This window comes from Streptomyces sp. NPDC032472, assembly GCF_040636955.1.
GTDB lineage: Bacteria > Actinomycetota > Actinomycetes > Streptomycetales > Streptomycetaceae > Streptomyces.
This window is the reverse complement of sequence record NZ_JBEZVK010000031.1, coordinates 15,010-40,575: the sequence shown is the minus strand read 5'-3', so window position 1 is coordinate 40,575 and position 25,566 is coordinate 15,010. Positions and strand designations below refer to the sequence as shown.

General features: G+C 72.8%; 29 protein-coding genes. 15 read left to right on the top strand and 14 right to left on the bottom strand.

From position 1 onward, the window contains the following. Nucleotides 1-511: 511 nt before the first annotated feature. Complete coding sequence (locus AB0F11_RS21775; RefSeq protein WP_362176147.1) at nt 512-1,450, top strand: Rieske (2Fe-2S) protein; 939 nt, start codon at nt 512-514, stop codon at nt 1,448-1,450. A gap of 12 nt (nt 1,451-1,462) precedes the next feature. On the opposite strand, the gene AB0F11_RS21770 is transcribed toward AB0F11_RS21775, so the two are convergent. From AB0F11_RS21770 to AB0F11_RS21750, 5 genes are all read right to left on the bottom strand, one after another. Next, entirely contained in the window at nt 1,463-2,197 is a 735-nt protein-coding gene (locus AB0F11_RS21770) for a DUF6766 family protein (RefSeq protein WP_362176144.1), read from the bottom strand. Nucleotides 2,198-2,278: 81 nt separating this feature from the next. Beyond that, nucleotides 2,279-2,764 (bottom strand): hypothetical protein, encoded by a 486-nt coding sequence (locus AB0F11_RS21765; RefSeq protein WP_362176141.1) that lies wholly within the window; start codon nt 2,762-2,764, stop codon nt 2,279-2,281. 184 nt (nt 2,765-2,948) lie between these two features. After that, nucleotides 2,949-3,191 carry a DUF6480 family protein gene (locus AB0F11_RS21760; protein ID WP_362176138.1) on the bottom strand — a complete coding sequence of 81 codons (243 nt, stop codon included), beginning with the start codon at nt 3,189-3,191 and terminating at the stop codon, nt 2,949-2,951. A gap of 47 nt (nt 3,192-3,238) precedes the next feature. After that, on the bottom strand, nt 3,239-4,183 hold the full coding sequence (locus tag AB0F11_RS21755; RefSeq protein ID WP_362176135.1) for a helix-turn-helix domain-containing protein: 945 nt from the start codon (nt 4,181-4,183) through the stop codon (nt 3,239-3,241). 391 nt (nt 4,184-4,574) lie between these two features. Further along, nucleotides 4,575-5,375 carry a VOC family protein gene (locus AB0F11_RS21750; RefSeq protein ID WP_362176132.1) on the bottom strand — a complete coding sequence of 267 codons (801 nt, stop codon included), beginning with the start codon at nt 5,373-5,375 and terminating at the stop codon, nt 4,575-4,577. Nucleotides 5,376-5,554: 179 nt separating this feature from the next. On the opposite strand from AB0F11_RS21750, the gene AB0F11_RS21745 reads away from it, so the two are divergent. Beyond that, nucleotides 5,555-5,917, top strand: a complete 363-nt coding sequence (locus AB0F11_RS21745; RefSeq protein WP_362176130.1) for a hypothetical protein — start codon at nt 5,555-5,557, stop codon at nt 5,915-5,917. A 69-nt stretch (nt 5,918-5,986) separates the two neighbouring features. Here AB0F11_RS21745 and AB0F11_RS21740 read toward each other — a convergent pair whose 3' ends face one another. Continuing rightward, nucleotides 5,987-6,325, bottom strand: coding sequence for a hypothetical protein (locus AB0F11_RS21740; protein ID WP_362176127.1), 339 nt, complete (start codon nt 6,323-6,325; stop codon nt 5,987-5,989). 255 nt (nt 6,326-6,580) lie between these two features. Between AB0F11_RS21740 and AB0F11_RS21735 the strand changes: the two genes are divergently transcribed. From AB0F11_RS21735 to AB0F11_RS21710, 6 genes are all read left to right on the top strand, one after another. Then, nucleotides 6,581-7,771 carry a zinc-dependent alcohol dehydrogenase gene (locus AB0F11_RS21735; RefSeq protein ID WP_362176124.1) on the top strand — a complete coding sequence of 397 codons (1,191 nt, stop codon included), beginning with the start codon at nt 6,581-6,583 and terminating at the stop codon, nt 7,769-7,771. 70 nt (nt 7,772-7,841) lie between these two features. Then, nucleotides 7,842-8,270 carry an STAS domain-containing protein gene (locus AB0F11_RS21730; protein ID WP_362176121.1) on the top strand — a complete coding sequence of 143 codons (429 nt, stop codon included), beginning with the start codon at nt 7,842-7,844 and terminating at the stop codon, nt 8,268-8,270. An 88-nt stretch (nt 8,271-8,358) separates the two neighbouring features. Continuing rightward, on the top strand, nt 8,359-8,910 hold the full coding sequence (locus AB0F11_RS21725) for a hypothetical protein (RefSeq protein ID WP_362176118.1): 552 nt from the start codon (nt 8,359-8,361) through the stop codon (nt 8,908-8,910). A gap of 20 nt (nt 8,911-8,930) precedes the next feature. Further along, nucleotides 8,931-9,494: a hypothetical protein gene (locus AB0F11_RS21720; RefSeq protein ID WP_362176115.1), complete on the top strand. Its 564-nt coding sequence runs from the start codon at nt 8,931-8,933 to the stop codon at nt 9,492-9,494. 117 nt (nt 9,495-9,611) lie between these two features. Next, the gene (locus AB0F11_RS21715) at nt 9,612-10,544 is read left to right on the top strand and encodes an endopeptidase (RefSeq protein ID WP_362176112.1); all 933 of its coding nucleotides are present in this window, start codon (nt 9,612-9,614) and stop codon (nt 10,542-10,544) included. Continuing rightward, on the top strand, nt 10,541-10,801 hold the full coding sequence (locus tag AB0F11_RS21710; protein ID WP_362176246.1) for a carboxypeptidase-like regulatory domain-containing protein: 261 nt from the start codon (nt 10,541-10,543) through the stop codon (nt 10,799-10,801). Before AB0F11_RS21715 ends, AB0F11_RS21710 begins: the two co-directional genes overlap by 4 nt. Before the next feature lie 57 nt (nt 10,802-10,858). Here the strand turns inward: AB0F11_RS21710 and AB0F11_RS21705 are convergent, their stop codons facing one another. The 4 genes from AB0F11_RS21705 to AB0F11_RS21690 form a co-directional block, all read right to left on the bottom strand. Further along, nucleotides 10,859-12,037: a cytochrome P450 gene (locus AB0F11_RS21705; protein WP_362176109.1), complete on the bottom strand. Its 1,179-nt coding sequence runs from the start codon at nt 12,035-12,037 to the stop codon at nt 10,859-10,861. Then, a complete protein-coding gene (locus AB0F11_RS21700; RefSeq protein ID WP_362176106.1) occupies nt 12,034-12,735 on the bottom strand; it encodes a tRNA-dependent cyclodipeptide synthase in 702 nt (233 codons plus the stop codon). Before AB0F11_RS21700 ends, AB0F11_RS21705 begins: the two co-directional genes overlap by 4 nt. Nucleotides 12,736-13,049: 314 nt before the next feature. Beyond that, nucleotides 13,050-13,352, bottom strand: a complete 303-nt coding sequence (locus AB0F11_RS21695; RefSeq protein WP_362176103.1) for an SHOCT domain-containing protein — start codon at nt 13,350-13,352, stop codon at nt 13,050-13,052. Between the two features lie 43 nt (nt 13,353-13,395). Continuing rightward, on the bottom strand, nt 13,396-13,851 hold the full coding sequence (locus AB0F11_RS21690; RefSeq protein WP_362176100.1) for a DUF6325 family protein: 456 nt from the start codon (nt 13,849-13,851) through the stop codon (nt 13,396-13,398). Nucleotides 13,852-14,031: 180 nt separating this feature from the next. On the opposite strand from AB0F11_RS21690, the gene AB0F11_RS21685 reads away from it, so the two are divergent. Both AB0F11_RS21685 and AB0F11_RS21680 read left to right on the top strand, forming a co-directional pair. After that, nucleotides 14,032-14,871, top strand: a complete 840-nt coding sequence (locus AB0F11_RS21685; protein WP_362176097.1) for a class II glutamine amidotransferase — start codon at nt 14,032-14,034, stop codon at nt 14,869-14,871. 9 nt (nt 14,872-14,880) lie between these two features. Then, nucleotides 14,881-15,546 carry a DUF308 domain-containing protein gene (locus AB0F11_RS21680; RefSeq protein WP_362176094.1) on the top strand — a complete coding sequence of 222 codons (666 nt, stop codon included), beginning with the start codon at nt 14,881-14,883 and terminating at the stop codon, nt 15,544-15,546. A gap of 13 nt (nt 15,547-15,559) precedes the next feature. Here AB0F11_RS21680 and AB0F11_RS21675 read toward each other — a convergent pair whose 3' ends face one another. Further along, nucleotides 15,560-16,264 carry a hypothetical protein gene (locus AB0F11_RS21675; protein WP_362176091.1) on the bottom strand — a complete coding sequence of 235 codons (705 nt, stop codon included), beginning with the start codon at nt 16,262-16,264 and terminating at the stop codon, nt 15,560-15,562. Between the two features lie 237 nt (nt 16,265-16,501). Between AB0F11_RS21675 and AB0F11_RS21670 the strand changes: the two genes are divergently transcribed. Further along, nucleotides 16,502-18,322: a VanW family protein gene (locus tag AB0F11_RS21670; RefSeq protein ID WP_362176088.1), complete on the top strand. Its 1,821-nt coding sequence runs from the start codon at nt 16,502-16,504 to the stop codon at nt 18,320-18,322. 51 nt (nt 18,323-18,373) lie between these two features. On the opposite strand, the gene AB0F11_RS21665 is transcribed toward AB0F11_RS21670, so the two are convergent. After that, nucleotides 18,374-18,598, bottom strand: coding sequence for an acyl-CoA carboxylase epsilon subunit (locus AB0F11_RS21665; RefSeq protein ID WP_362176085.1), 225 nt, complete (start codon nt 18,596-18,598; stop codon nt 18,374-18,376). Then, nucleotides 18,595-19,839 carry a cytochrome P450 gene (locus AB0F11_RS21660; RefSeq protein WP_362176082.1) on the bottom strand — a complete coding sequence of 415 codons (1,245 nt, stop codon included), beginning with the start codon at nt 19,837-19,839 and terminating at the stop codon, nt 18,595-18,597. The genes AB0F11_RS21665 and AB0F11_RS21660 overlap by 4 nt, the downstream gene beginning before the upstream one ends. A 223-nt stretch (nt 19,840-20,062) precedes the next feature. Here AB0F11_RS21660 and AB0F11_RS21655 point away from each other — a divergent pair, with 223 nt between their 5' ends. The 4 genes from AB0F11_RS21655 (at nt 20,063) to AB0F11_RS21640 (ending at nt 24,001) form a co-directional block, all read left to right on the top strand. Beyond that, nucleotides 20,063-21,124 carry a type III polyketide synthase gene (locus AB0F11_RS21655; RefSeq protein ID WP_362176079.1) on the top strand — a complete coding sequence of 354 codons (1,062 nt, stop codon included), beginning with the start codon at nt 20,063-20,065 and terminating at the stop codon, nt 21,122-21,124. Nucleotides 21,125-21,140: 16 nt separating this feature from the next. Further along, the gene (locus tag AB0F11_RS21650; RefSeq protein WP_362176077.1) at nt 21,141-22,358 is read left to right on the top strand and encodes a cytochrome P450; all 1,218 of its coding nucleotides are present in this window, start codon (nt 21,141-21,143) and stop codon (nt 22,356-22,358) included. Next, the gene (locus AB0F11_RS21645; RefSeq protein WP_362176074.1) at nt 22,355-22,891 is read left to right on the top strand and encodes a cupin domain-containing protein; all 537 of its coding nucleotides are present in this window, start codon (nt 22,355-22,357) and stop codon (nt 22,889-22,891) included. The genes AB0F11_RS21650 and AB0F11_RS21645 overlap by 4 nt, the downstream gene beginning before the upstream one ends. 87 nt (nt 22,892-22,978) lie before the next feature. Then, complete coding sequence (locus AB0F11_RS21640; RefSeq protein ID WP_362176072.1) at nt 22,979-24,001, top strand: hypothetical protein; 1,023 nt, start codon at nt 22,979-22,981, stop codon at nt 23,999-24,001. A 3-nt stretch (nt 24,002-24,004) separates the two neighbouring features. Here the strand turns inward: AB0F11_RS21640 and AB0F11_RS21635 are convergent, their stop codons facing one another. Beyond that, nucleotides 24,005-25,546, bottom strand: a complete 1,542-nt coding sequence (locus AB0F11_RS21635) for an MFS transporter (protein ID WP_362176069.1) — start codon at nt 25,544-25,546, stop codon at nt 24,005-24,007. Between the last annotated feature and the right edge of the window lie 20 nt (nt 25,547-25,566).

Genomic DNA, 25,566 nt, shown 5'->3' with positions numbered 1-25,566 from the left:
GCAGCCGCCTGCCCCTGAACGGCGGCCGGAAACGCGGCCGGGCAGCCGGTCGGGGACGGGCACGCCGCGGGTACGCGGGAACGCCACCCGGCCGGAGCCGGGCCGCCCGTCGAAGCGGCGGTCGAGCCGGCCGTCGAGGAGGAGCCGGAGCCGCGCGCTCCCGGCATCCGCCGGGGGGACAGCGCCCCAGCGGTACGGACCGAAGGGCTCGGCCCCGTACCCGTGGACCTCGCCGGCGGCAACCGCCGCGCCGGCGGCACCGCGCCCGTGCGCCGCACCCGTGGACCCCGTCCACCCGGCCCGCCCCCGCTGCGCCGGTCCCGCTCGGATACGGGTCCGCCGAGATCTCCCGCACCCTGATCGGCGACCCCGGGGGTGGCGAAGAAGAAGACGGCTTGGAAGGCGGACAGGCAGCGGAGGAGGACGACGCGGAACCGGAGGCCGACCCGGCGGACGCCCCCGACGCCGACCCGCACCGCATGCGCCCGGGGCCCTCGGGTAGGCGCGGGCCATGGACACCTACGGCATGACTCCCACGGTCGGCGCGGCCGGGCCGGGCCCGCTGCTCGCGGCCGTGGAACGCCTCGAACAGTCACCGCAGGCCGACGCGTTGATCGGGCTGATCCGCCGGGCCGTACGGGCCGTCCCGCTCGGCCCCGCCCGCGATCTGCTCCACGGCCGCCCCCTGGGCCACCCCGCCCACCCCCTGCTCGTCCAGATCCCCCTCGGGACCTGGCTTTCGGCCGCCGTGCTGGACCTCGGCCCCGGCCGGTGCCGCGCCGCCCACGTCCTCGTCGGGACCGGGCTCCTCGCCGCCGCGCCCGCCGCCGCGGCCGGCTGGGCGGACTGGGCCGAGCTGCCGCCCGAACAGGCTCGCACCGGCCTCGTCCACGCCCTCGGCAACACCGCCGCGGTCGCCCTCTACGCCGGCTCCTTCCTCGCCCGTACCCGCGGCCGCACCCTCCGCGGCAAGGCCCTGGCCATGGCCGGACTGGCCACCGCCGGCGCCGCGGGCGCCCTCGGCGGGCACCTGGCCTACCGCCAGGCGGCCGGAGCGAACCACGCCGAGCACGTCTCCCACCTCGTCTCCGACGGCTGGCACCCCCTCGGCGCCCTCACCGACTACCCCCTCGGACGCGCAGCCCGCGCCCGCCTCGACGGAGTCGACGTACTCGTCGTACGCCAGGGCGAGGACAGCGCCCACGTGCTCGCCGACCGGTGCGCCCACATGGCCGGCCCGCTCGCCGAAGGGGAGATCGCCGACGGCTGCGTCCGCTGCCCCTGGCACGGCAGCCGCTTCCGACTCTCCGACGGCTGGAACGTCGAAGGGCCGGCCACCGCCCCCCAGCCGGCCTTCGACACCCGCGTCGTCGACGGCCGCCTCGAAGCCCGGCTGCGCCACGGCCACGAGCGCCACCGCCACGACGGACAGCGCCCGTCCGCCGCATGACGGCGGCTCCGATCAGCCCTCCACACCGGTCGCCGTGTGGGGGGCGCCGACCGGCTTGGACTCCGGGGAGCCGCGCTGGCGCAGGTACACCGACAGGATGACCATGGCGGCGACCGCCAGCAGCTCCGACTGCCAGTTCTGCAGCGACCGGTTCCAGAAGTCGGGCGTGCCGAGGTACGCACCCCAGGAAACCGGGTCCTCCAGCTGCCGCAGCTGCTGTTCGTCGTAGGCGGCCCGGCCCGCGATGGACTGGGCGAGCCAGGACAGCACGAACAGGGCGCCCATCACCAGGCCCAGGGAGCGGGAGTAGAGGTGCTGGCGCCAGTCCTTCGTACGCGCCCAGCGCGGCGAGCCGGGGCCGGCGTGCTCGCCCATCCGCTGCTCGCGCTCGCTCTCGGGGCCCGCCTTGTGGACCTCCTTGGACTCCGGCGATCCGCGCTGCACCAACCACACGGTGCCGAAGATGTAGAGGAAGAACTGCAGGAACTCCGACTGCCAGTTCTCGGTGACGTCGACGGCGAAGTCCGAGGACGCGAGGTACTGGAGCAGGGTGATCTGCTGGAGCCCGTCCACGCCGAGCTGCTCGTTGAACTCCGCCCGCCCGGACAGCGCCTGGCCGGCCAGGACGACGAGGAAGGCGGCGCCGAAGGCCAGCGTGAGGCTGTTGTCGTGCCAGAAGCCGCCGCGACGGCCGCCTTCCCCGTTCCGGCCGTCCCGACCCTGTTTCCGTTCCCGTCCCGCGTTCATCGGTGCATCGCTCCGATCGCGATGAAGTAGCCGAGCCCGCCCACGATCAGGACCAGGGTCGCCACAAAGAGGAAGCGCATGTCAGTTGCCTTTCACGGCGCACCGGTACGGCTTGTCCGCCTCGGGCCGGCACCCCGCAGCGACGACCCGCCAGCCGCCGTCGAACTGGGAGAGGAACAGGGTGTCCTCCTCCAGGCGGACCATGGCCTGCCGCCCGTACACCTCCGTCCCGTGCACGGTACGGGTCCGGGCGCCGGGGAGGTCCTGGCCGACGAGGGCCAGGACGCAGGGCTTCTGCTCGCCCTCCTCCAGCTCCTGCCGGGTGCCGGGCGCCAGCAGGGCGCAGGCGGCCCGGAAGTCGCTCCCCGCCACGGCCCGTGCGAAGGCGAGGGCGGCGTCCCGGGCTCCGTCCACCCGCGGGGCGGAGGCTCCGCAGCCGGAGACCAGCACGGCGGCCGCCAGCGCGAAGAGCAGGTACGAAAAGGTCCGCCCGGACCGGGGACCGGGGCGGCCGTGACAGGCGAGACGGCCGTGACGGCCGGTCCCGGGGGTTTCGGCTGGGTCCATCGGCCCCCTCCTGGGGTTGCGGCGGCATGAGCGGGCGCCGGCGGGCGCGCCACCTCCCTACGTATGCCGCAGGGAGCCGCCGAGGTACCCGCGAGCGCCGCACAACACACCGGAACACCCCCGCTCGGTCCAGTGCGCGGGTCGTTTCCCGGTCGTCCCGTCCCTCCTGGCCGACCCCCATGAATCACATGGCGACGATGATGGCGTAGGCGAGGAAGAACAGGGCGACGGCGATGGCGAGCACGACGATGATCACGAGCGGGCCGCGGGCCCAGCCCCGCTTCAGGGGGCGGTGGGGGCCCGCACCGGTGCCGGTGCTCGCCTCGGCCGGGGGCGTCTCGCCCGGCGGCACGCTGCCGCCGGGGGTGAGTCCGGTCGTGCGGCTCGGTTCGGGATCGGGATTGCTGGTGGGACCGTATCCGTTCATATCCGGCGGCTCCCCGCAACGGCCCCGGATATGCCTGCGGGGGAGGGTCAGCTGTGCAGGGTGACGCTCGGTGGGACGCCGTAGACCTCCCGGTAGGCGGCGGCGAACCGGCCCAGGTGGCCGAAGCCCCAGCGGGCGGCGACGGTGGTCACCGTCGCGCCCCCGCCCGTGTCGGCGGCGAGGAGGTCCTCGTGGGCGCGTTCCAGGCGGACCCGGCGCAGATAGGCCAGCGGGGTGGTGCCGGCGTGCCGGCGGAAAGCGTACTGGAGGGCGCGCGGGGTGACGTGGGCAGCCGCGGCGATGTGGCCGAGGCCGATCTCCGCATGGGCGTTCTCCTCGATGAACACCACCGCACGGCGCAGCGTGTCGGGCGTGGCGTCGAGCCCGTCGGCCGCGAGCGGCCCGCCGGTGAGGTTGTTCGGGAAGACGGCGAGGGCGGTCGCCGCCAGCAGCCGGCCGGTCTCGGCCACCAGCAGCGGAGGGATCCCGGCCGGCGCGGCGGAACCGAGGACGCGGCGGGCGTACTCGCAACTTCCCCGCCAGAGCCGTACGGCCCGGGCGTCGACGGGCTCGGGCGCGGTGAAGCGGACGTGCAGCGGCTGCAGCTCGGCGGGGACCGGCGCCGCCTCGCGCAGCAGCGGCACGGCCAGGGCCGTCACCTCCAGCACCGCCGAGCGGGCGGCCAGCCGCTGCGGCGCGGCGGGGGGCACGGCGACGAAGGGCCGGCCGGGGCCGAGGTCGCAGCCGGGGGAGAGGGCGAGGGCTCCCCGGTGCAGCTGGACGATCAGTACCGGGCCGTCCGGCTCGGGTACGACGGTGAGCTCGCCCTCCAGCCGCAGCTCGTCGAGCCGGTACGTGCCGCAGTCGATCCGGGTGTGCCGTACGGTCACGGCCTCAGCGCCGGGCACGGCCTCGACGCGGGCTCCGTAGGCAGCACGCAGGTGCGCGCACGCCGAGGCGGTGTCGCGGCCGGCGGACCAGTGCCGGGTCACCCGGACGGGAGCTGCTTCTGTACGGGCGGAAGCCATCGGTCCCCTGAGTTTCTGGGCGGGACCCGCCGGCGCGGCGGGCGGCTCCGGTAGCCGCCGTACGCGCCCCGGCGTTCTCGCGGCTGCACGGCGCCTACCCGGACGGTGGTGGTTCAGACCCTTGGGGGCGTCGGGCCATTTTCGCTTCCGGTATGCCCCCGGCGGCCACAGTGGCCGGGAAGGAGGGGCGCGTGTCCGCGGAACGAAGCCGCCCGCCGGGGCCGACCCCGGACGGACCGTCACAAACCGCGGGTGGGCTGCCGGGCAGAGGTGGGGGCGGCAGCGCGGGGGCAGGCGCCGGTGAGCAGCCAACGGCGCCCGCTGCGACCGGGCCCGGAAGGTTCGGGGCCGAGGTTCAGGAAGGTGTCCGGTCGGAGGGTGCAGGCGCCTGGTCGAGGGTGAACAGGGCGCCGTCCGGGTCCTGCAGCGTCACCTGGCGCCGCTCCAGGGAGCCGGTGTCCTCCACCACGGTGCCGCCGTGGTCCAGCGCCGCGGCGACCGCCGCGTCCAGTGCCGTGCAGCGGAAGTGGACCAGCCAGCGGGGCCGGCGCTGGGGCTGGGGCGAGCCGGCCTCGACCGGGCCGCTGTCCAGCCGGGCGACGGCCTCGCCGTCCTGGCGCAGCACCACCCGGTCCTCCTCGTACGAGACCTCGCAGCAGCCGGCCTCGTTGTCGAGCCACTCCAGCACCTCGCCGTAGAAGAGCGCGGCGTCGAACGCGTCCCGCGTGTGGAGTTCCAGCCAGACCGGGGCGCGGGACCCGCCTACCTTCCAGCCGGCGGCCACCTGGCCCTCCCAGAGCCCGAACACCGCGCCCTCCCGGTCGGACGCGAGCGCGGCCCGGCCCCGCGGCGGGTACGGGACCGGCCCGACCCCGACGGTGCCGCCGCGCTCGCGCACCCGGGCGACCGCCGCGTCCGCGTCGGCGACGGCGAAGTACGCCGTCCAGGCCACCGGGACCGCCAGCTGGGCGGCGACCTCGGCGATGCCCGCGACGGGTACGCCGTCCCGTTCGGCCACGGTGATCGCCCGGCCCAGCCCGGACGGCCGGTACGACCAGCCGAGCACGGCCCCGTAGAAGCGTTCGGCGGCCTTCCGCTCGCGCGCCGCCAGACTCAGCCAGCAGGGCGCACCCACCACATCCGCGGACACCGGCACGCGCGCTCACCTTCCTCCTCGTGCTGTGGGCCCCGACCCGTCCCCCTTGCCGCGGGCGTCTACCCCGCCCGCGCGGTCCCACGCAGGACGGCCGGTACGGAGCGCCGCGGCGGGGGCAGGCGGATGCTGGAGGAGGGCAGAACGCCCGCCAGGTCCGCAGACCCCGAAAGGAGCCCGCCATGAGCAGCACAGAGGTGACCGTGGTGATCAGCGACTGCGCCGAGGAGGACGCACGGGTAGTGCTCGCGGCCCTGGGAGGGGCCTTCACGACCGAGAAGTCGACGCCGCGCCCGGGCACCGGGGCCGCGTCGGCCACCACGGTCTGGACCTCCGTCTACGACGTCGCCGACGCGCACGGGCGGGCCGCGCAGAGCCCCGCCCGGCTCGCGCACCCCGTGACCCTCGAGGCCCAGGGCGGCTACCGGGCGGTGGACCGCGTCCTGGCCGAGCTCGACTCGGCCTTCGTGATCGACGCGGTGGGGACCGCTGCGGGCGACCAGGAGAAGGACGTCCACGTACGGCTCCACGGCCGCGAGACCTGAAGCCCCGTCCGGCAACGGCAGCTCAAGGGCTGTCCGGGACGGGACTCCAGGCCCGCCGTGACCGGGAGACTAATGCCCGTCCCCGCGCCGCTTCGGTGCGTTCGCCCCGCGGTCGGTCTTCCCGTGGCCGGTCTCCCCGGCGGTGCCCTCCGTCGGCGCCACGGTGGGGGCGCTCTTGTTCCGGGAGTCCCGCTGGGCCCGCGGGCTCGGTGACAGCGCGTCCGCGGCCTCGCCCTCCTCGCCCCGTACGTCCTTGGCGCGGTCGGCGGCGGGCCCCGTACGGCCGCGGCCGGCCGACGGGGCCCGGCGCCGGCTCTGCGGGCTGTCGTCGTCCAGCGGAACTCCTCCGGCTCCGCCCTGCTCCATGTCGTCCATCGGCATGTCGTCCATCGGCGCCATCTCGTCCATGGCCTCGCTCCTTCCTGTCCTCCGGCTCCCGGCCCCGCGGCCCGGCTCGCCGGTGTTCCGCCGGAGCGTGTACCCGCCCGCGCCGCTCTCATGGGCCGGTCCCGGCCGGTTGTCGGCCCCGTACGCACGGCGGCGGTGCCCGTGCGCATGGCGGCGGTGAGGACGGGCACGCGCAAGGGGCACGACCACCCTTGCCCTGCTGTCCGGCGCGGCGCGCCGACAGCGCCGCACCCCGCCGCGAGGAGGACGACCACCATGCGTGCACTGACCTGGCAGGGCCGCGAGGACGTCAGGGTCGAGACCGTTCCCGATCCCGCCGTCCAAGACCCCACCGACATCATCGTCAAGGTGACGACCACCGGCATCTGCGGTTCGGACCTGCACCTGTACTCCGTGCTCGGCGCCTACCTCGAACCGGGCGACATCCTCGGCCACGAGGCCATGGGCATCGTCGAGGAGACCGGACCCGAGGTCCGCACCCTCACCCCGGGCGACCGCGTCGTCGTCCCGTTCAACATCTCCTGCGGCACCTGCTTCATGTGCAGCCGGGGCCTGCACTCCCAGTGCGAGACCACCCAGGTGCGCGAACACGGCAAGGGCGCCGCCTTGTTCGGCTACACCAAGCTCTACGGGCAGGTCCCGGGCGGGCAGGCCGAGTACCTGCGCGTGCCGTTCGGCGACACCCTGCCCGTGAAGGTGCCGAGCGGCCCGCCCGACGAACGCTTCGTCTACCTCTCCGACGTCCTGCCGACGGCCTGGCAGGCCGTGGAGTACGCGGGACTGCCGCCCGGAGGCTCGCTGACGGTGCTCGGCCTCGGCCCCATCGGGCAGATGGCGGCCCGTATCGCACTGCACCGCGGCGCCGGCCTCGTCATCGGCGTCGACCTGGTGGACGCCCGCCTGGACAAGGCCCGCTCCCTCGGGGTGCACACCCTGGACCTGCGCGAGCTCTCCGACAACGGCTCTCTCAGCGCAGCCGTGGCCGACCTGACGGACGGGCGCGGCAGCGACTCGGTCATCGACGCGGTCGGCATGGAGGCCCACGGGTCGACCGCCGCCTCCCTGGCCCAGAAGGCCACCGCGATGCTGCCCGACGCCCTCGCCCGCCCGCTGATGGAACACCTCGGCGTCGACCGCATGGGCGCCCTCCACGCGGGCATCGACCTGGTCCGGCGGGGCGGCACCCTCTCCGTCTCCGGTGTCTACGGCGGAGCCGTCGACCCCATGCCGCTGCTGACCATGTTCGACAAGCAGCTCCAGATCCGCATGGGCCAGGCCAACGTCCGCGCCTGGACGGACGACATCCTGCCCCTGCTCACCGACGCCGATCCGCTCGGCGTCGAGGGCTTCGCCACGCACACCGTGCCGCTGGAGGAGGCCCCCCAGGCGTACGCCCGCTTCCAGGCGAAGGAAGACGGGATGATCAAGACGCTGCTCGTCCCCTGAACCGCGCCGAGCCCGGCGGGCGAATGGTTCCCCGGGGCCGGGGTAGGCGCACTCGGAGTGGGAGGTGCCCATGGCAACGGCTTCTGGACCGGTCCCGGCGGACCCGGCGGGGCGCGGACGGCCCCTGGGCCCGTCGGGCGCCGAGCGGTTCTCCGTCGAGGTGCGGCCATCGGACGGGACCGTCGTGCTCCTGCTCTCGGGGGAACTCGACCACGACACGGCCGACCCGCTGCGGCAGGCCCTGGCAGCCGCGCTGGCGGGAGCCGGGCCGGCCCGGCTGGTGGTCGACTGCGGCGGGCTGCGGTTCTGCGATTCGACGGGCCTGAACGTACTGCTGCGGGCCCGGATGGCGGCCCGGGCGGCGGGAGGCGGGCTGGAGCTGGCCGCGCTGCCGCGTCCGGTGGCCCGGATGTTCCGCCTCACCGGAGCCGACCAGGTCTTCCGCGTACACCCGGACCTCGAGGCCGCGCTGCACGGCTCCGACCGCACGCGGACCTGAGCGACCCGAGTTCGCGGCGCCCGGGTTTGCCGGAGGCCGCCACGGGCAGGCGCCGCAGGAGTACGGACGCGAGCCCCTGGAGGACGCGATGTCAACGGGAACCTTGCTGGCCATCATCATCCCCTGCGCCGTCGTGCTGATCGCACTCGGCGTGACCCTGTGGATGCTGGCCCGCCGTCGTCGCCTGCAGCGGGAGTTCGGACCCGAGTACGGGCGCACCGTGGAGCAGACGGGAGGGTCGCTCGCGGCGGACCGCGAGCTGCAGAGCCGCCGGCAGCGGCACGACGAACTGGACATCAAGCAGCTGCCCGCTGACCTCAGGCGGGAGTACACCGACCGGTGGACCCGGGTCCAGGAGCGCTTCGTGGACGAGCCCGAGGGCGCGGTCGCACAGGCCGACGACCTCGTGACCCGTCTGATGCGGGACCGCGGCTATCCGACGGACGGCTACGAGCAGATGGTGAACGACCTGTCGGTCGAGCACAGCCGCACGCTGGACCACTACCGCAGTGCGCACGCGGTGAAGGCCCGTACCGGAGGCGGCCAGGCCACGACCGAGGAGCTGCGCGGTGCGATGGTCCACTACCGGGCGCTCTTCGACGAGCTGTTGATGCCTCCCCGGTCGGGGACGGACGAGTGAATGGCGAATGAGTGAGCACCATGCGAGACGAAAACCACACCGACACCGGTGAGCTGACCACCAAGGACCTGGCCGAGCCGGGCACTTCGGACGACGCGGCGGCCGGGGGCTCCACGGACTACCCCGCCTACCCCGGCGAGGCGACTCCGGAGGACGGCCGCCTGTCGGGCGGCGGCACCTCCACCGACGAGGCCGCACCCGAGGCCGAGGAGGCCTCCGTGGACGAGAGCGCCCCCGCCGATGAGAGCGCGCCCGCTGACGAGGGCACCTCCGGCGGCAACGAGTCCGTCGCCGAGAGCAGCACGGCCACGGAAGAGGAACCCCTGATGCCGGAGTCCGAGGCGGGTGACTTCCGCGATCAGTGGACCCGGATCCAGGGCGGTTTCGTGGACGACCCCAAGGAGTCCGTCCGTGCGGCCGACGCCCTGGTCGCCTCCGTCATGCAGCACCTGGCCGGCACGTTCTCCTCCCACAAGGAAGCCCTGGAGCAGCAGTGGCAGAGCGGCGGCGAAGCGGCCACCGAGGACCTCCGCCTGGCGCTCCAGCGCTACCGTTCCTTCTTCAACCGCCTGCTGAGCACCTGAGCACCTGAGCACCGCGTACCGAGCCAGGCCAGGCTCTCGCCGCGCCGCCGCGTGGCGATCAACGGGACATCGGCTTTTCATGGTCCCTGGGGGCGTATCCGCACCCAGGGAGTTCCCATGCCGAACGGAAATCCGCACACGCCTGTCTCCAACCAGCCCGAGGAGCACACCACCGTCGTCTTGGAGCAGCCCGTCTTCGAAGGGCCGTCCGAGGGCGTGCAGGGCAATCCGACCCCGTTCACCTCCGACGGCCTTGAGCAGGTACCCGGCCACACCCGGACCGAGTTCGACGCCGCGCCGCCCGAGACCTGGGTGGCACCGGCCGCCGTACTGCCGGACATCGGGCAGGCGTCCTTCGGACCGCCCGAGGCCCTGGAGACGGTGCACGGGCCCGATGACCGGGTCCAGATCACGGACACCACCACCTATCCGTGGCGGGCGCACGCGTCCTTGCTCATCACCGCCGCCGACAACTCGCAGTGGATCGGCACCGGCTGGTTCATAGGCCCGCACACGCTGGCCACGGCGGGACACGTCGTCCACATCAAGAACAGCGGCGTCCCCGGACGGGACGGCTGGGTCAAGAGCATCCAGGTCATGCCCGGACGCAACGGCACGGCCCTGCCCTTCGGCTCGGTCACGAGCACCAACTTCCGCTCCGTCACCGGCTGGACCAGTACCGGGGACGAGAACTTCGACTACGGCGCCATCATCATCCCCACCGAACTGGGGGCCACCACCGGATGGTTCGGCTTCGGGGTCTGGCCCGACGCCGACCTGCTCAAGACGTCCGCCAACATCTCCGGCTACCCGGGCGACAAGCCCCCGGGAACGCAGTGGTACGACGGCCGGGGCATCAGCTCGGTGAACCCGCTGAAGGTCTTCTACGACATCGACACCTTCGGCGGACAGAGCGGCAGCGCGGTCTACCGCATCCACAACGGCGGCCGGTACGGCATCGCCGTCCACGCCTACGGCGGCGCGGTGACCAACTCCGGGACGCGCATCACCAAGGCCGTCTACAACAACCTGCTGCTGTGGAAGCAATGACCTCGTACACCCTCGGCGGGGTGGTGCTCGACGAGCACGGCGATCCGGCGGCGGGCGTGACCGTCGCCCTCGCCGGCGGGCCGGGGCCTTTCCCCGACATCGCCGCCCTGACGGGCGCCGACGGCCGGTTCTCGTTCGGGGTGTCCACCGCGGGCGTCTACACCGTGCAGTGCCTGGCCCCGGACGGCAGGAGCGCCCGGGGCCAAGGCGAAGCCGTGGCCGGGGCCGGAGCACCGCTGGTGCTCCGGCTCGGCTGAGGCGGGCCCGAAGGCCCGCCCTGGTGCCCACGGGGGAGGGCGCCAGGGCGGGGCGGGTTACCACATGACGGGCAGGCGCTCCGGCAGGCGCTTCATGAATCCGGTGCGCCACACCAGCTGCTCCACCGGGACGGCCAGCCGCAGCTTCGGCATCGCCTCCAGCACGGCCGTCAGGCCGATCTCGGCGTGCTTCTTGCCCAGCGCGGTGGCCGGGCAGTAGTGCGAACCGCCGCCGAAGGAGAAGTGCGCGGAGGAGTTCTCCCGGTGGAAGTCGAGGCGGTGCGGGTTCGGGAAGACCGCCGGGTCGAAGTTGGCGCCCTCCGGCAGGACGAGGATCAGCTCGCCCGCCCGGACCTCCTGGCCGCCGAGGACCGTGTCCTCCATGGCCAGGCGGGGCAGTCCGTCGCCGATGGACAGGTTGATGCGCAGCAGCTCGTCCACGGCCTTCGGCATGATCTCGGGCTGCGCGGCGAGCTGGTCGAGCTCGTCGGGGTGCGTCAGCAGCGTGACCATGGCCATCGCGAGGAAGCCCGCCGTGGAGATGACGCCGGCACCGAAGAGGGTCACGCCGACGGTGGCGAACATCTCGTCCGAGACGTGCTCGTACTCGGGCGTGCCGCGCAGCGCCGCGAGATCACCGATCAGCCCGCCGGTGGTGTCGTCCAGCCGGTCCTTCATGTACGCGATGTCCCGGTCCCAGTGGAGCCGGGCGGCGGGGATCTCGGTGGCCGAGTTCATGAACGCGATCGGCAGGGACTCCGACAGCAGCGCGGCGTCCTCCAGCGGTATGCCCAGCATGTGGCAGTGCAGCGCCTCGCTGAACGGGTCGGTGAACATGGTGCGGATGTCCACGGGCGCCCCGTGCCTGAGCATCTTCTCGACGAGCTCGGCGGCGTACGAGCGCATGAACTCCTGCAGGCCGGGGGCCTTGGGGTTGATGGCCTTCATGACGGCCTTGCGCAGCCCCGCGCCGGTGATGTTGCCCATGTTGTTGACGACCTCGGGCGGGATCGTCAGCGCGTACTGGCGCGGCACACCGGGGTCGGAGGTGTTCTTGAGGCTGAACCGGTCGTCTTCCAGCACCTGCTTGACCAGCTCGTACGAGGAGACCAGCCAGGCCTCGGCGCCGGCGATGGTGCGGACCTTGGTGATCGGAGGCAGCTCCTGGACCTCGGTGGGCAGCTGAGTGCCGTCCCAGGTGAAGGGGAAGTCGAGGATCGTCTCGGCGGTGGTCAACGGAGGTCTCCTTCGGCGGGGGTCACGATGGCGTGGCCTTGGTTGCGGGAAGCCCGCAGGCCGGCGCCCCGCGAGTAGAGCAGGTCGGCCATGGGCAGGGCCGCGTGGTAGCAGTTCAGCGAGGAGGGCACGCCCATGATGGCGGGCGTGTCGAGGAACAGCGGGGCCTCGGCGGACACGTAGTCGATGCACACCTGGCGCTGGCGCTCGGTGGGGGTTTTCCCGTCCAGCACCTTGGACGACAGGAAGATGTCGACCAGGGCGTTGCAGGTCTCGCGGAAGGCGGGATCGGTGTCGAGCCGCGCGGTGAGGTCGGTGTGGATGCGGCGGTACGCGGGGATGTCGCGCAGCGCCGACATCGGCCGCCCGCGCAGCCGTTCGCCGGTAGGGTCCGTCTCGGCGACGGCGGCGGTCACCTTGGCGCGGACTCCGCGGAGGTTCTTGACGGCCTTGCGGCGGGCGTCGTCCTCCGTGTAGCCGAGGGCCTCGTACATCTCGGCCACGTACAAGTCGGTATAGATGAGGTCGACTTGATCAAAATTTTCGAGTCCCCAGAGCGCCAGGTCCTGTACGCGCTGGGCGGAGAAGTAGGAGTTGCCGGGGCTGATGCCGATGACGGCGTGGGCGCGTTCGTCGGCGATGACCTGGCAGTGCGGCGTGTAGGGCTCGACCGCGAACGCAGAAGTGGTTGTGGTCATGGATGTTGGTTGCATCCCTGACGCCGCAATTCCCCAAGTGGGCTCCCTGCCCAGGGTGCGGCGGCGTCGGCGACAACCTACACAGTGTGATCGTCTTGTCGCCACACGTCGTCCATATGTCGAAAGCTGTTCACGTGCGGACAAGATCGCGTTCACATAGCCGGACGCTTGCGTTCCGGTAACCGGCCTGCATGGCGGCCCGCGTACCGGCCGCCCGACCGGTCGGCGTCGCCTCCGCTCAAGGCCGTTCTCGCAGCGGGTCGTTGGCGTGCACTTCTTCCGATTCCGCCGCCGAACGGCCTCCTGGCGGTGCGTCAGCTGTTGAGGATGCGGGCCTTCTGCGCCGCAAACTCCTCCTCGGTGAGGATGCCCTGCGCCTTGAGCTCCGAGAGCTCCTTGAGCTGGCCGATCTTGTCGTCCATGCCGACCGCGGCCGGCGCGGCGGGGGCGGGGGGCGGCGGGGCCTGGGGCGCCGCGGGAGCCTCGGTGTAGGGCTGCTGTTGCTCGGCCTGCTGGGACCAGCGGCCCGCCTGGCGGCGGGAGACACGGTTGGAGACGGCGGTGGCCGTTCCGGCGACGACGGCGGTGCGTGCGACGCCGCGAAGGAGTCCGGGCATGGTTGCCTGCCTTGGTCGGGGGGATGGGGAAAGCGGGAAGGCGTCAGTCGGGGTTGTCGAGTGCGTCGAGCGCGTCGAGCACGTCCTGGACCGGCACGCGCCCGCTCGCGATCATCCTGGCGTCGGCGCGGCGCAGGGCGGCGGCCAGCGGCGCGGCCCACAGGTTCTCGTAGAGGAGCACGGCGGCGGAATCCCCCGGCTGGAGCAGGGACCCCGCCTCGGAGAGGTCGTCGTCGCCGAGCAGCCCCGAGGAGACCCCTTCGAAGACGGTGAGGTCGGGCTTGCCGTCCCCCGTCACATCGGCGAGTTCCAGACCGCGTACCGTGCCGTCCTCGTCCTTCATGAAGAAGGCCAGGTCGAGGATCCGGATGATTCCCCGGTCGACCAGGTCGACCAGCAGGGGCATCCCCTCACCGGTCAGGTGGCTGCCCGGGAACTCGACAACCAGGTAGTCGATGGGACCCAGCTCGTGGGCCGGGTCGGTGGTTTCTCTGGTCACGTCGTCCACTCCTGTCGCAAGGCCCGTAACGGGTCCGGGACACCTCACACGGCCACGAGCGTAGGCAGCGGCGTGGTGGTGGGGGATCACCCCCGGCGGGTGATGCACAGGGCGCGGACGCGCACCGATGCTCGAATGGCCAGAGGTCTTCACGCCACCACGGAAACGGAGTGATCGACCATGTGCCGGTGGCTCGCCTACTCGGGAACGCCCCTGCTCCTCGACACGATCCTCTACCGGCCCAAGCACTCCCTGATCGACCAGAGCCTCCACGCGCGCATGGGCGTCGAGACGACGAACGGCGACGGGTTCGGCATCGGCTGGTACGCCCCGGAGTCCGGCAGCGACACCCCGGCGATCCTGCGCGACATCGGGCCCGCCTGGAACAACCGCAACCTGCGCGAGATCGCCCAGCACGTGAAGTCCCACCTGCTCTTCGCCCACATCCGGGCCTCGACCGGTACGGCCGTGCAGCAGACGAACTGCCACCCCTTCCGGCACGGCCGCTGGATGTGGATGCACAACGGCTCCGTCAAGGGCTTCCACGAGATGCGCAGGGAACTGTCCCTGGCCGTGGACCCCGGGCTCTTCCTGGACATCGAGGGCACCACGGACTCGGAGGTGATGTTCTTCCTCGCCATGACCCTCGGTCTGGAGGAGGACCCGCCGCAGGCGGTGGCCAAGATGGTCGGCCTGCTGGAGCGGACCGGGCGCGAGCACGGCATCGCCGCCCCCGTGCAGATGACCGTCGCCGTGACCGACGGCACGACGGTGTGGGCCTTCCGCTACGCCAGCGAGGGAGGCGCCCGCTCGCTCTACTACAGCACCAAGGTGGACTCCCTGCGGGCCCAGCACCCCGATGCCACGTACCTGCAGGAGCTGTCCGAAGACACCCGGCTCATCGTGTCCGAGCCCCTCGGGGACCTTCCCGGCGCATGGAACGAGGTGCCGGAGCACAGCTACGGGATCGTGCACGGCGGCCACGACTCACTGCACGAGTTCGCCCCGATCATGCCCTGAGGAGGAGCCATGAGCATGCCTCGACAACCGGAGCCCGGACCGGGACCGGAACGACCGGAACGACCGGAACGGCAGGAACCGCCCCCGGACCGCGCCTACGAGGAAGTGGGCGCAGCCGTACAGGCCGACCCCTTCGGCGGGCTGGCGGTCCTGGGAGCCTCGTGGAAGTGGGCCCTGGGCTCGGCGATCGTCACCCTGGTCGCCGGCGTCCTCGTCCTGGTGTGGCCGGACGAGACCCTGCACATCCTGGCCGTCATCATCGGGCTGTACCTGCTGGTGGCGGGCGGGTTCCGGTTCGTGTCGGCGTTCTCCCGGCACGAGCACGGCGAGCGGTGGCCGACGCTCCTCGGGGCGGTGGTGTTCGTCGTCGCGGGAGTGCTGTGCCTGCGCGGACCGCAGCAGACCATCACCTTCCTCGCGCTGATCGTCGGCGTGGTGTGGCTCGTCTCCGGCATGCTGGGCGCCTCCCGCGCCGTCGTGGTCAAGGACATGCCGCACCGCGGCTTCGCCTTCGGCGTCGCCCTGCTCGGCGTCATCGCGGGCATCGTCGTCCTGTGCCTGCCGCTCGAGTCCGCGGTAGCCCTGACGAGGCTGCTCGGCCTCTGGCTCGTCCTGCTCGGCGTGGCGGAGCTGGTCGCCGTGTTCGCCCTGCGCTCGGCCATCCGACACGCCTGAGGTCCGGCACGCGTCACGGCTTCGCCGTTGCCGCCGTTGCCGCCGTGGGCGCCGTCGCCGCCGAGGGCGCGCCGGCGGCCACCGGGTCGGCCGCCGGCGGCAGGGCGAAGCGCCGCAGGAAGAACTGGGCGAGCGGTCCGATGGCCAGGGCGTACGCGACCGTGCCCACGCCGACGGTGCCGCCGAGGAGGAATCCGGCCGCGAGGACCGCCAGCTCGATCCCGGTCCGCACCAGCCGCAGCGACCGCCCGGTCCGGTGGTGCAGCCCGGTCATCAGGCCGTCGCGGGGGCCCGGCCCGAAGGCAGCGGCGATGTAGAGGCCGGTGGCGACGCCGTTGAGGACGATGCCCGCAGCGAGCAGCCCGGCCTGGAGCGCGACGCCGTGCACATCCGGCACCACCGCGAGCGTGGCGTCCATGGACAGCCCGACGGCGAACACGTTGGAGACGGTGCCGAGCCCGGGCCGCTGCCGCATCGGCACCCACAGCAGCAGCACCAGCGCGCCCACCGCCACGGAGACGGTGCCGATGCTCCACCCGGTGAGCTCGGCGAGCCCCTGGTGGAAGACGTCCCACGGGTCCAGGCCCAGCCCCGCCCGCACCAGGAGCGCCGAGCTCGCGCCGTACAGGGCGAGGCCCGCGTAGAGCTGGAGGAGCCGGCGGGCCAGACGCCCGGTGGGGCGTACGGAGGTGGCGCGAGGGGCGGAGGCGGAGCGCACGGCGGAGCCTTTCGTGGAGCCAATGACCGATGGACCACACCGTGTGGCATCTCCCTGTTCGCGGGACAGGGCCAATCCAGGGTAAGTGGCCTTACTTCTCCGTCATCGGTGACCGCCCGGGCCAGGCGGCCCTCCGCGCCGTGAGAACACGCACATTTTTGACCTGTTTGGTCCGAATTGGTGAATCCTGGTCGGTGACCCGGCGCCCCCCGCGCCCGTTCCAGTCACGGGAGAGACATGCGACGCGTACACCGCCTGAAGAACAACTGGCGGACGGCCCTGCCCCTCGCGGGCGGCGCCGCCGTCCTCGGCTTCGGCGGCCTCTACCTCGTCGGCCTCGCCACGGCGGGCGACGCCATCGCCGACGGCACCACCGTGCGCGGGATCGACATCGGCGGCATGAGCCGTACGGAGGCCAAGGCCGCGCTCGACCGCACCCTCGGCCCGGCCGCCGCCGCCCCGATCGCGCTGCGGATCGAGGACCGGACCGCCCAGGCCGCGCCCGCCGCCTTCGGCCTCTCCCTCGACACCGCGGCGACCGCCGAGCGCGCCGCCCAGAGCCCTTCCGACCCGCTCACCGTGATCGGGCGCCTGTTCGGCCCGGCCGAGGACCGCGAGATCGAGCCCGTCGTCCGGACCGACGGCCCCACCGACCGGGCCGCGGCCGAGCGCCTCGCCGAGGCCGGCCGTACGCCCCGCGACGGCGCCATCACCTTCGAGGACGGCACGGCCCGGGTCGTCGCCCCCGCCACGGGCGTCACCGTACGGGCCGACCGGGCGGCCGCCGCAGTACAGGCCGCCTACCTGCAGCCCGAGACCGCGCCCGTGGCGGTGCCGGTCGAGCACACGCAGCCGACGGTGGACGCGGGGGAGACCGCGCGGGCGCTGAAGGAATTCGCCGAGCCCGCGATGTCCGGCCCCGTCACCCTCACCCTCGCCGGGAAGCACGTCACCCTCACCCCGGCCGTGCTCGGCCGTCACCTCACGGTGAAGGCCGACGCCGGCGGCACGCTCGTCCCGCAGCTGGACGCCGAGGGACTGCTCGCCGACCCCGAGGTCGCCCGGCAGCTCTCCGCCCTCACCACACCCTCGCGCGGCGCCACCTTCCGGGTGGACGCGGCGGGCCGGGCCGTGCTCGTCGAGGACGGTCGCAGCGGGATCCAGGTCACCGCCAAGGCCCTGGGCGACGCGGTGATGCCGCTGCTCACCCGTACGGGCGCCGCCCGCACCGGAGAGCTCGCGGCGACGAGCGTGCCGCCGAAGCTGACGGCCGCGCAGGCCCGGCGCCTCGGCATCAAGGAGCAGGTCTCCTCCTTCACCGTCCGCTTCCCGGTGGCCCCGTACCGCACCACCAACATCGGGCGCGCCGTGGAGCTGATCAACGGCTCCGTCGTCCTGCCGGGCGAGACGTGGAGCTTCAACAAGACGGTCGGCGAGCGGACCAAGGAGAACGGCTTCGTCGACGGCATCATGATCAACGACGGCCGGTTCGTGAAGTCGCCGGGCGGCGGGGTCTCGGCGGTCGCGACGACCATGTACAACGCGGCGTTCTTCGCGGGCGTCAAGCCCGTCGAGCACGGGGCGCACTCCTTCTACATCGAGCGGTACCCCGAGGGCCGCGAGGCGACGGTGGCCTGGGGCAGCCTCGACCTGCGCTGGCTGAACGACTCGGGCCACGCGGTCTACGTCAAGGCCGAGTCCACCGACTCCTCGGTGACCATCACCCTTCTCGGGACGAAGAAGTACGACGAGATCCGCTCGGTCAAGGGCCCGCGGACGAACACCGTCCCGCCGGCGAAGATCACCGGTTCCGGGCCGGCGTGCGAGGTGCAGACGCCGCTGGAGGGCTTCGACGTGGCGGTCGACCGCGTCTTCGTCCAGGGCGGCCAGGAGGTCAAGCGGGAGACGTACCGCACGCACTACACCCCGCGCGACGAGGTCACCTGCGACCCGCAGACCCCGGCGGCCCCGTCGGCGCCGGCCACCCCGGCCGCTCCGCCGGTCCGGGTCGCTGCCGCGGCCCCGGCGGCCGCGCCGGCTCCGGGCCGCGCGGCCTGAGCCGAGCCGCCGCCGGACTCCCTCTCCCCCCCGCCCGGCCTCCCCTTCCCCTCAGTGGGTGAAGGGCGAGGCCGGGCGGGCGCGCCACGAATGCGCCGGATGGTGGACGACGGACGGCAGGTTGCGGTCCCAGTGGGCGCGGCGGTGCCGCCTGGGGCGGGGCGCCCCGCCCACCTCGGACGCGCGCGCCAGCATCAGCAGGGCGGCCGTGAGGGCCGCCAGTTCTATGTGGTCCGGCGTGCCCCGGACCACGTGTATCCGGTGGCGGCCCGTCACCAGGACACCGGCAGGGTCTTGGGGCCGCGGATCAGCCCGCCGCGCTGCCATTCGACCTGCTCCGGCGGGACGGCCAGGGCGAGGCGCGGGTAGCGCTCCAGCAGCGTCCTGAGCATGAGCTCGGACTCCATCCGGGCCAGCATCGAGCCGACGCAGTGGTGCGGGCCGTTGCCGAAGGCCATGTGGGCGATGGGGCCCCGGTCGAAGTCGAGCGTGTCCGGGTTCGGGAAGACCTCGGGGTCGCGGTTGGCCGCGAGGTACGAGGAGTAGACCGCCTCCCCGGCCTTGATCGTGACGCCGGCGATCTCGAGGTCCCGCGTCGCGATCCTCGGCAGGCCCACACCGCTGCGGTGCGGGATGAAGCGCAGCAGCTCGTCGACCGCCTGCGGGATCAGCTCCGGCTCGGCACGCAGCCGCTGAAGGTGCTGCGGATGGGTGAGCAGCGCGTAGACCATGTTGGCGCTGTTGTTGCGGACCGCGTGCGCACCGCTCACCAGAATGGCGGTGGCGAGAGAGACGGCCTCGTCGTCGGTGATCTCGCCGGCCTCCGCGGCGGCGGTGAGCACTCCGGCGAGGTCGTCGCTGTGCTTCTTGCGGCGCATGTCGAGCAGCGCGACGACGGTTTCGCGGACCGTCTTGAGGGCGTCGACGCTCTGCGCGGGGGCCGGGCCCGGCGTCATGGCCACGTTCGCCCAGGAGGTCATGTCCGCCCGCATCTCCTGCGGCATGCCCAGCAGGTCGGCCACGGCCGCGAGCGGGAGCGGGCCGTGCAGGTGTTCCACGAGGTCCGCCGGCGAGCCGTGGCGTTCCATCGTGTCCAGCAGGCCGTCGAGGGTCCGCTGCACCGTCGGCTGCAGATTCTTCATGGCCTTGCCGGTGAAGGCGCGGGCCACCACGCGCCGCATGTCGTTCAGGCGCGGCGGGTCGGCGTAGTTCAAGGACGCCTTCTGCGAGGCGATCGCATGCGGGGAGGAGGCGGTCACCGACCGGCCGACCAGCTCCGACCTGCTGAAACGCGGGTCGGTCGTGGCCGCCTTGACGTCGGCGTAGCGCGCCATCAGCCAGGCGCTGCCCTGGCCGAACGGCAGCTGCACACGGGTGGCCCGTCCGTCCTTCAGCCGGTCGTGGAGGAACGGGTCGAAGTCCAGGCCCTCGAAGTCGTCCAGGCTCCAAACGTGCACCGGTTCGTCCGGGTCCGCCTGCGTACCGGGTCCCGGAGCCGTGCGCGGTTCTGACGTCATGGTTCATCTCCCTGCGTGGATGTCACCCCCCAGGTGCGTTTCCGCGGGGAAGTCGGCTTCCGCGGGGAAATCGGCAGACCCATCCCTTCCCGCTCGCCACACGCGTCGCTGCCTCCCCAGCGCAGCGTCACCGGATTGGCCCATCTCCCCCAACGCCGTAGTCCCGCGCGCGCTTCGGCCGCAGGTCCGTGAGGCTGTGTCAGACACGAAAGGAGAGCCACCCATGGCGACTCTGTGCAGGCCAACGGTGTCCGTGCCCGAGCACGTGATCACGATGGAGCAGACCCTCGACCTGGCCCGGTCCGTCCACGCTGACCATCCGCAGCTCGACCTGGCACTGCGCCTGATCCGGAACACCGGCGTCGCGAAGCGGCACATCGTGCAACCCATCGAGGAGACGCTCAAGCACCCGGGTTTCGAATCGCGCAACACCGTGTACGAGGCCGAGGCCAAGGCCCGGGTCCCTGCGGTGGTCCGGCAGGCGCTCGAGGACGCCCAGCTGCGGGCCAAGGACATCGACATGATCATCTACGTGTCGTGCACCGGCTTCATGATGCCGTCGCTGACCGCCTGGATGATCAACGCGATGGGCTTCCGCACGGACACCCGGCAGCTGCCCATCGCCCAGCTGGGCTGCGCGGCGGGCGGCGCGGCGGTCAACCGGGCCCACGACTTCTGCACCGCCTACCCCGAGGCGAACGCGCTGATCGTGTCCTGCGAGCTCTGCTCGCTGTGCTACCAGCCGACCGACCTCGAAGTCGGCAACCTGCTCTCCAACGGCCTGTTCGGCGACGGAGTGGGGGCCGCGGTCGTCCGCGGCCGCGGCGGCACCGGCATGGAACTGCACCGCAACAGCTCGTACATCATCCCCCAGACAGAGGACTGGATCATGTACGACGTCAAGTCGACCGGGTTCCACTTCAAGCTCGACCGACGGGTTCCGGGCACCATGGAGCCGCTCGCCCCCTCGCTCAAGCAGCTGGCAAAGGCCCACGGCTGGGACGCCGCGGCCTTGGACTTCTACATCATCCACGCCGGCGGCCCCCGCATCCTGGATGACCTCAGCAAGTACCTCGGTGTGGCACCCGAGGCATTCCGCTTCAGTCGGGCCACACTGACCGAGTACGGCAACATCGCCAGCGCCGTCGTCCTGGACGCGCTGCGCCGACTCTTCGACGAGAACGGCACCGCCGACGCCGCGAAGGGCCTGCTGGCCGGCTTCGGCCCGGGCATCACCGCTGAGATCTCACTGGGCAGCTGGACCTCGGAACGAGGAACCGGGTGAGGGAGGAATCCGAACCATGCTGAAGGACGGCCCCGCAACCGCACGGCCACCCATCACGCACTGGCCCACTCCGGCCCTGGACGGGGTCGACTTCGACCCCGTCCTCGCCGGTCTGATGCAGGCGGGGCCGGTCACCCGGATCCGGCTTCCCAACGGTTCCGGATGGGCCTGGCTCGTCTGCCGGTACGACGACGTGCGGATGGTGGCCAACGACCCGCGCTTCAGCCGCAAGCTGGTCGCCGAGCACGACGTCACCCGGCTGGCCCCCCACTTCATCCCCGCGCCGGGAGCCGTCGGCTTCGAGGACCCTCCCGACCACACCCGCCTGCGCCGCACGGTCGCCGCCGCCTTCACCACCACCGGGGTGGAGCGGCTGCGCACCCGGGCCAAGGAGATGCTCGACGCGATGGTCGACCGGATCCTCGAGGACGGGCCGCCCGCGGACTTGACCGAACGACTCCTCGCCCCCTTCCCGCTCGCCGTGGTCTGCGAGCTGATGGGCGTCCCCGAGGAGGACCGGCCGATGGTCCACGAATGGACCACCCTGATCCTGTCCTCGGCCCAGGGCGCCGAACGCAGCGAACAGGCCAAGAACGAGGCGCTCGCCTACCTCGGCGCCCGCCTGGGCTCCGGGACCGTCGCCCACGACGACAGCGTCATCGGCCTCCTCGACCAGGCCGTCCGCGACGGCGAGGTCACCTTGGAGGAGGCCACCGGCCTGGGCCTGCTCATCCAGATCGGCGGCGAGGCCGTCACCAACAACGTGGGCAACATGGTCTACATCCTGCTCACCCGGCCGGACCTGATGGAGCAGATGCGCAGCAAGCCCGCGCTGCGCCCCTCGGGGCTGAACGAGCTCCTGCGCTACATCCCGCACCGCAACGCGGTCGGGCTCTCCAGGATCGCCCTGGAGGACGTCACCATCGCCGGCCAGCGCATCCGCGCCGGCGAAGCGGTCTACATCTCCTACCTCGCCGCCAACCGCGACGCGGACGTCTTCCCCGATCCGGACGAACTGCACCTGGACCGCAGCCCGAACCCGCACGTCTCCTTCGGGTACGGGCCCCACTTCTGCCCCGGCGCCATGCTCGCCCGCCTCGAATCCGAACTGCTCGTGGACGCGCTCCTCGACCGGTTCCGGGACCTGCGCTTCACGGTGCCCACCAACGAACTGCGCTGGCGGCCCGGCGCTCTCATCCGCGGTCCCGAAGGCCTGCCGGTGACCTGGTCATGACCGCGCACGTCGCCCGCGACGGCCTGCTCGTGCCGCCGGGCCACGGCCGCACCCTGCACACCGAGGCCCAGCAGGTCACGTTCAAGGTCACCGGGGAGCACTCCTCGGTGGCCTCCAGTTTCGAGGTGGTCGTCCCGCCCGGATTCGACGTGGGCGCCCACCGGCACATGCGCAGCGAGGAGCTCTTCTACGTCCTGGAGGGTGAACTCGACGTCATGGCCTTCGAGCCGCGCGTGCGCAGCGGCGACAACTGGCGACACTGGGAGTCGCTGGACGGACGCCAGGTCGTGCGGGCCGGCCCCGGAACCGTGATCGTGGTTCCGCCCGGCTGCCCGCACGCCTTCGCGAACCCCACCGGCGAGCCGGCCCGCATGTTCTTCCAGGCCTCACCGCCACCCGATCACGAGCGGTACTTCGAGGAGCTCCTTGCCCTGCTCGACGCGGGCACCACCCCGGATCCCGCCGCGATCCTCGAACTGCGGTCCCGTTACGACATCGAACAGCTCACGCCCCTGCGCCACGGGCTGTCCTGACCGCCACCGCGCCTGCCGCACCGGCACGCGCCCCACACCACACGCCACACCCCACTCAACCCACCCTCATGCTCGGGAGAAGAATTCATGCTGTGCACCCGCCGCAAACTCCGCACCGCGACGTACGCCCTGGCCGGCACGGTCGCGGCCGCCGCCTCGCTCGCCGCAGGCCCGGCACGCGCCGCCGATGCGCTGCCGTCCCACTGGTGCTACGTCAACGGGGTCGAGGCCCCGCCCGGTGACCGGGTGAAGGGCACCTCGGGCCCCGACGTCATCCTGTGCGAGAACGACGTCGAGAACACGATCATCTACGGCGGCGGCGGCAACGACAACATCCGCGTCAAGGGCATGCTCGTCGACTCCCAGGTCCTCGGCGGCGAGGGCGACGACACGCTCCAGGTCAACAACCTCTACCCGCGCAACGGCAACTCCTCGGTGCGCGGCGGGTCCGGCAACGACACCATCATCACCGCCCTCGTCGTGGGCACGGCCGAGCACGGGGCCACCGTCTACGGCGACCACGGCGACGACAACATCACCACCGGCAGCGTGCTCGGCGAGCCCGGCGAGTACCAGCGCGGCGGCGGCCAGGTCTTCGGCAACGACGGCAGCGACTTCATCCGCACGGGCAACGTCGACCTCGGCGGCCGGATCCTCGGCGGCAGCCAGGCCGACATCATCGAGCCGAAGTCGGTGGGCGCGGAGTCCGCGGGCATCGTCCAGGGCGGCCCGGGCAACGACACCGTCCGCGGTCAGAGCGACTCCGTCCTGACGATCGGCCCCGGCTACGGCCAGGTCGACGGCGGCCTCGGCGCCAACTCCTGCAAGCTGAAGCACTACTCGACCGGCGACCGGGTGCGCAGCTCGGTGGCGAACTGCTCGATGGCGGCGGTCACCGAGGGCGCCGCCCCCGCGGCCCCCTCCACCTCCACCCCGGCGGCGCCGTCCAACTCCACCCCCGCGAAGCCGGCGGCCCCCGCCTCCGCCGTCTCCGCCTCCAAGCCGTCGACGTCGGGCGCCAAGCCGTCGGTCTCGGCTGCCAAGCCGTCCACCACCGCCGCCAAGCCGTCGAAGCAGTCCGCCCCCGCGCGGCCGCAGCGCCGCCCCTGACCCTCAGTCAGCCGAGGGCCGGCGGCCCGGGGGAGCGCCGTGCGTGCGCTCCGTCGACAGGCCGCCGGGCAGCAGGAGCATCGTCAGCACGGCCCCGGCGCTGAAGATCGCCGCCGAGGCCGTGAAGACGGTGTGGTACCCCTCCAGAGCAGCCCGCGCCAGAAGCTCCGGCGCGGGCTGCCGGCCTGCCAGGAAGCGGCTCACCGCCACGGCGGCCAGGGTGCTCATCAGCGCCGTGCCCACGGAGCCGCCGATCTGCCGCATGGCGTTCACCGTCGCCGAACCCACCCCGGCGTCGCGCGGGTCGATGCCCGCCGTGCCCAGGTTCATGGCGGCCGCGGTGATCAGCCCCATGCCCAGGCCCGTGAGCACTTGCCCCGGCAGGACGTCGACCACGTACGGGCCCGTCGCCGACAGGTTCGTCATCCACGTCATCCCGCAGGCCGCGAGCACCATCCCGGTGACGATGCGCGGGCGCCCGCCCACCTTGCCGAGCAGGCCCATGTTGCTGCCGATCGCGCTGATCATGGTGCATCCGGACATCGGCATGAAGGCCAGGCCGGTGTGGGCCGGGCTGTAGCCGCGGGTGTGCTGCAGGTAGTAGGTGAGGAAGAGGAACACCCCGAACATGCCCACGCCCGTGATGAACACGGACGCCAGGGCCGTGGCCCGGACCCGGTCGAGCACGATCCGCAGCGGCAGCAGCGGGTGCGGGCTGCGGCGCTGCCACCAGGTGAACGCGGCGAGCAGCGCGGCGCCGGTGAAGAGGAAGCCCATCGCCTCCGTCCCCTCCCAGCCGTGGGGGCCGGCCGTCGCCAGGCCGTAGACCAGGCAGAACAGCCCCGACGAGCCCAGTACGGTGCCCGGCAGGTCCAGCTTCGGCGGGGCGGCCGGGGCCTGGCGGTGCAACAGCAGCGTCCCGCCCGCGGTGGCGACGCCGGCGAACAGCACGTTCACGTACAGGGTCGAACGCCAGCTCAGGTGCTCGGTGAGGACGCCGCCGAGCAGCAGCCCCACCGCGCCCCCGGAGGCGGCGAGCGACCCGAACACCCCGAAGGCCTTGCCGCGTTCGGCGGGCGAGGAGAACGTCGTGGTCAGCAGCGACAGCGCGGCCGGGGCCAGCAGTGCCGCGAACACGCCCTGCAGCGCCCGCGCCGTGACCAGGACGCCGAAGGTGGCCGCCGCGCCGCCGAGGGCGGAGGCCGCGGCGAAGCCGAGCTGCCCGATCAGGAAGGCCCGGCGGCGGCCGATCAGGTCGGCGAGCCGCCCGCCGAGCAGCAGCAGACTGCCGAAGGCGATGGCGTACGCCGTCACCACCCACTGACGCTGCTGGTCGGAGAAGCCGAGGTCGTCCTGGATGGAGGGCAGCGCGATGTTCACGATGGTGGCGTCGAGGACGACCATGAGCTGGGCGAGCCCGATCACGGCGAGGATCCACCAGCGGCGCGGATCGGGCGGGGCCTGGGCCCCGGCGGCTGCCGGTCCGGGGCCGGTGGTGGGGCCGAAGGTTGGTCCGGGGGCCGGACCGGTCGGTTCTGCGGACATGGCCGTCGCTCCAGGGGTAA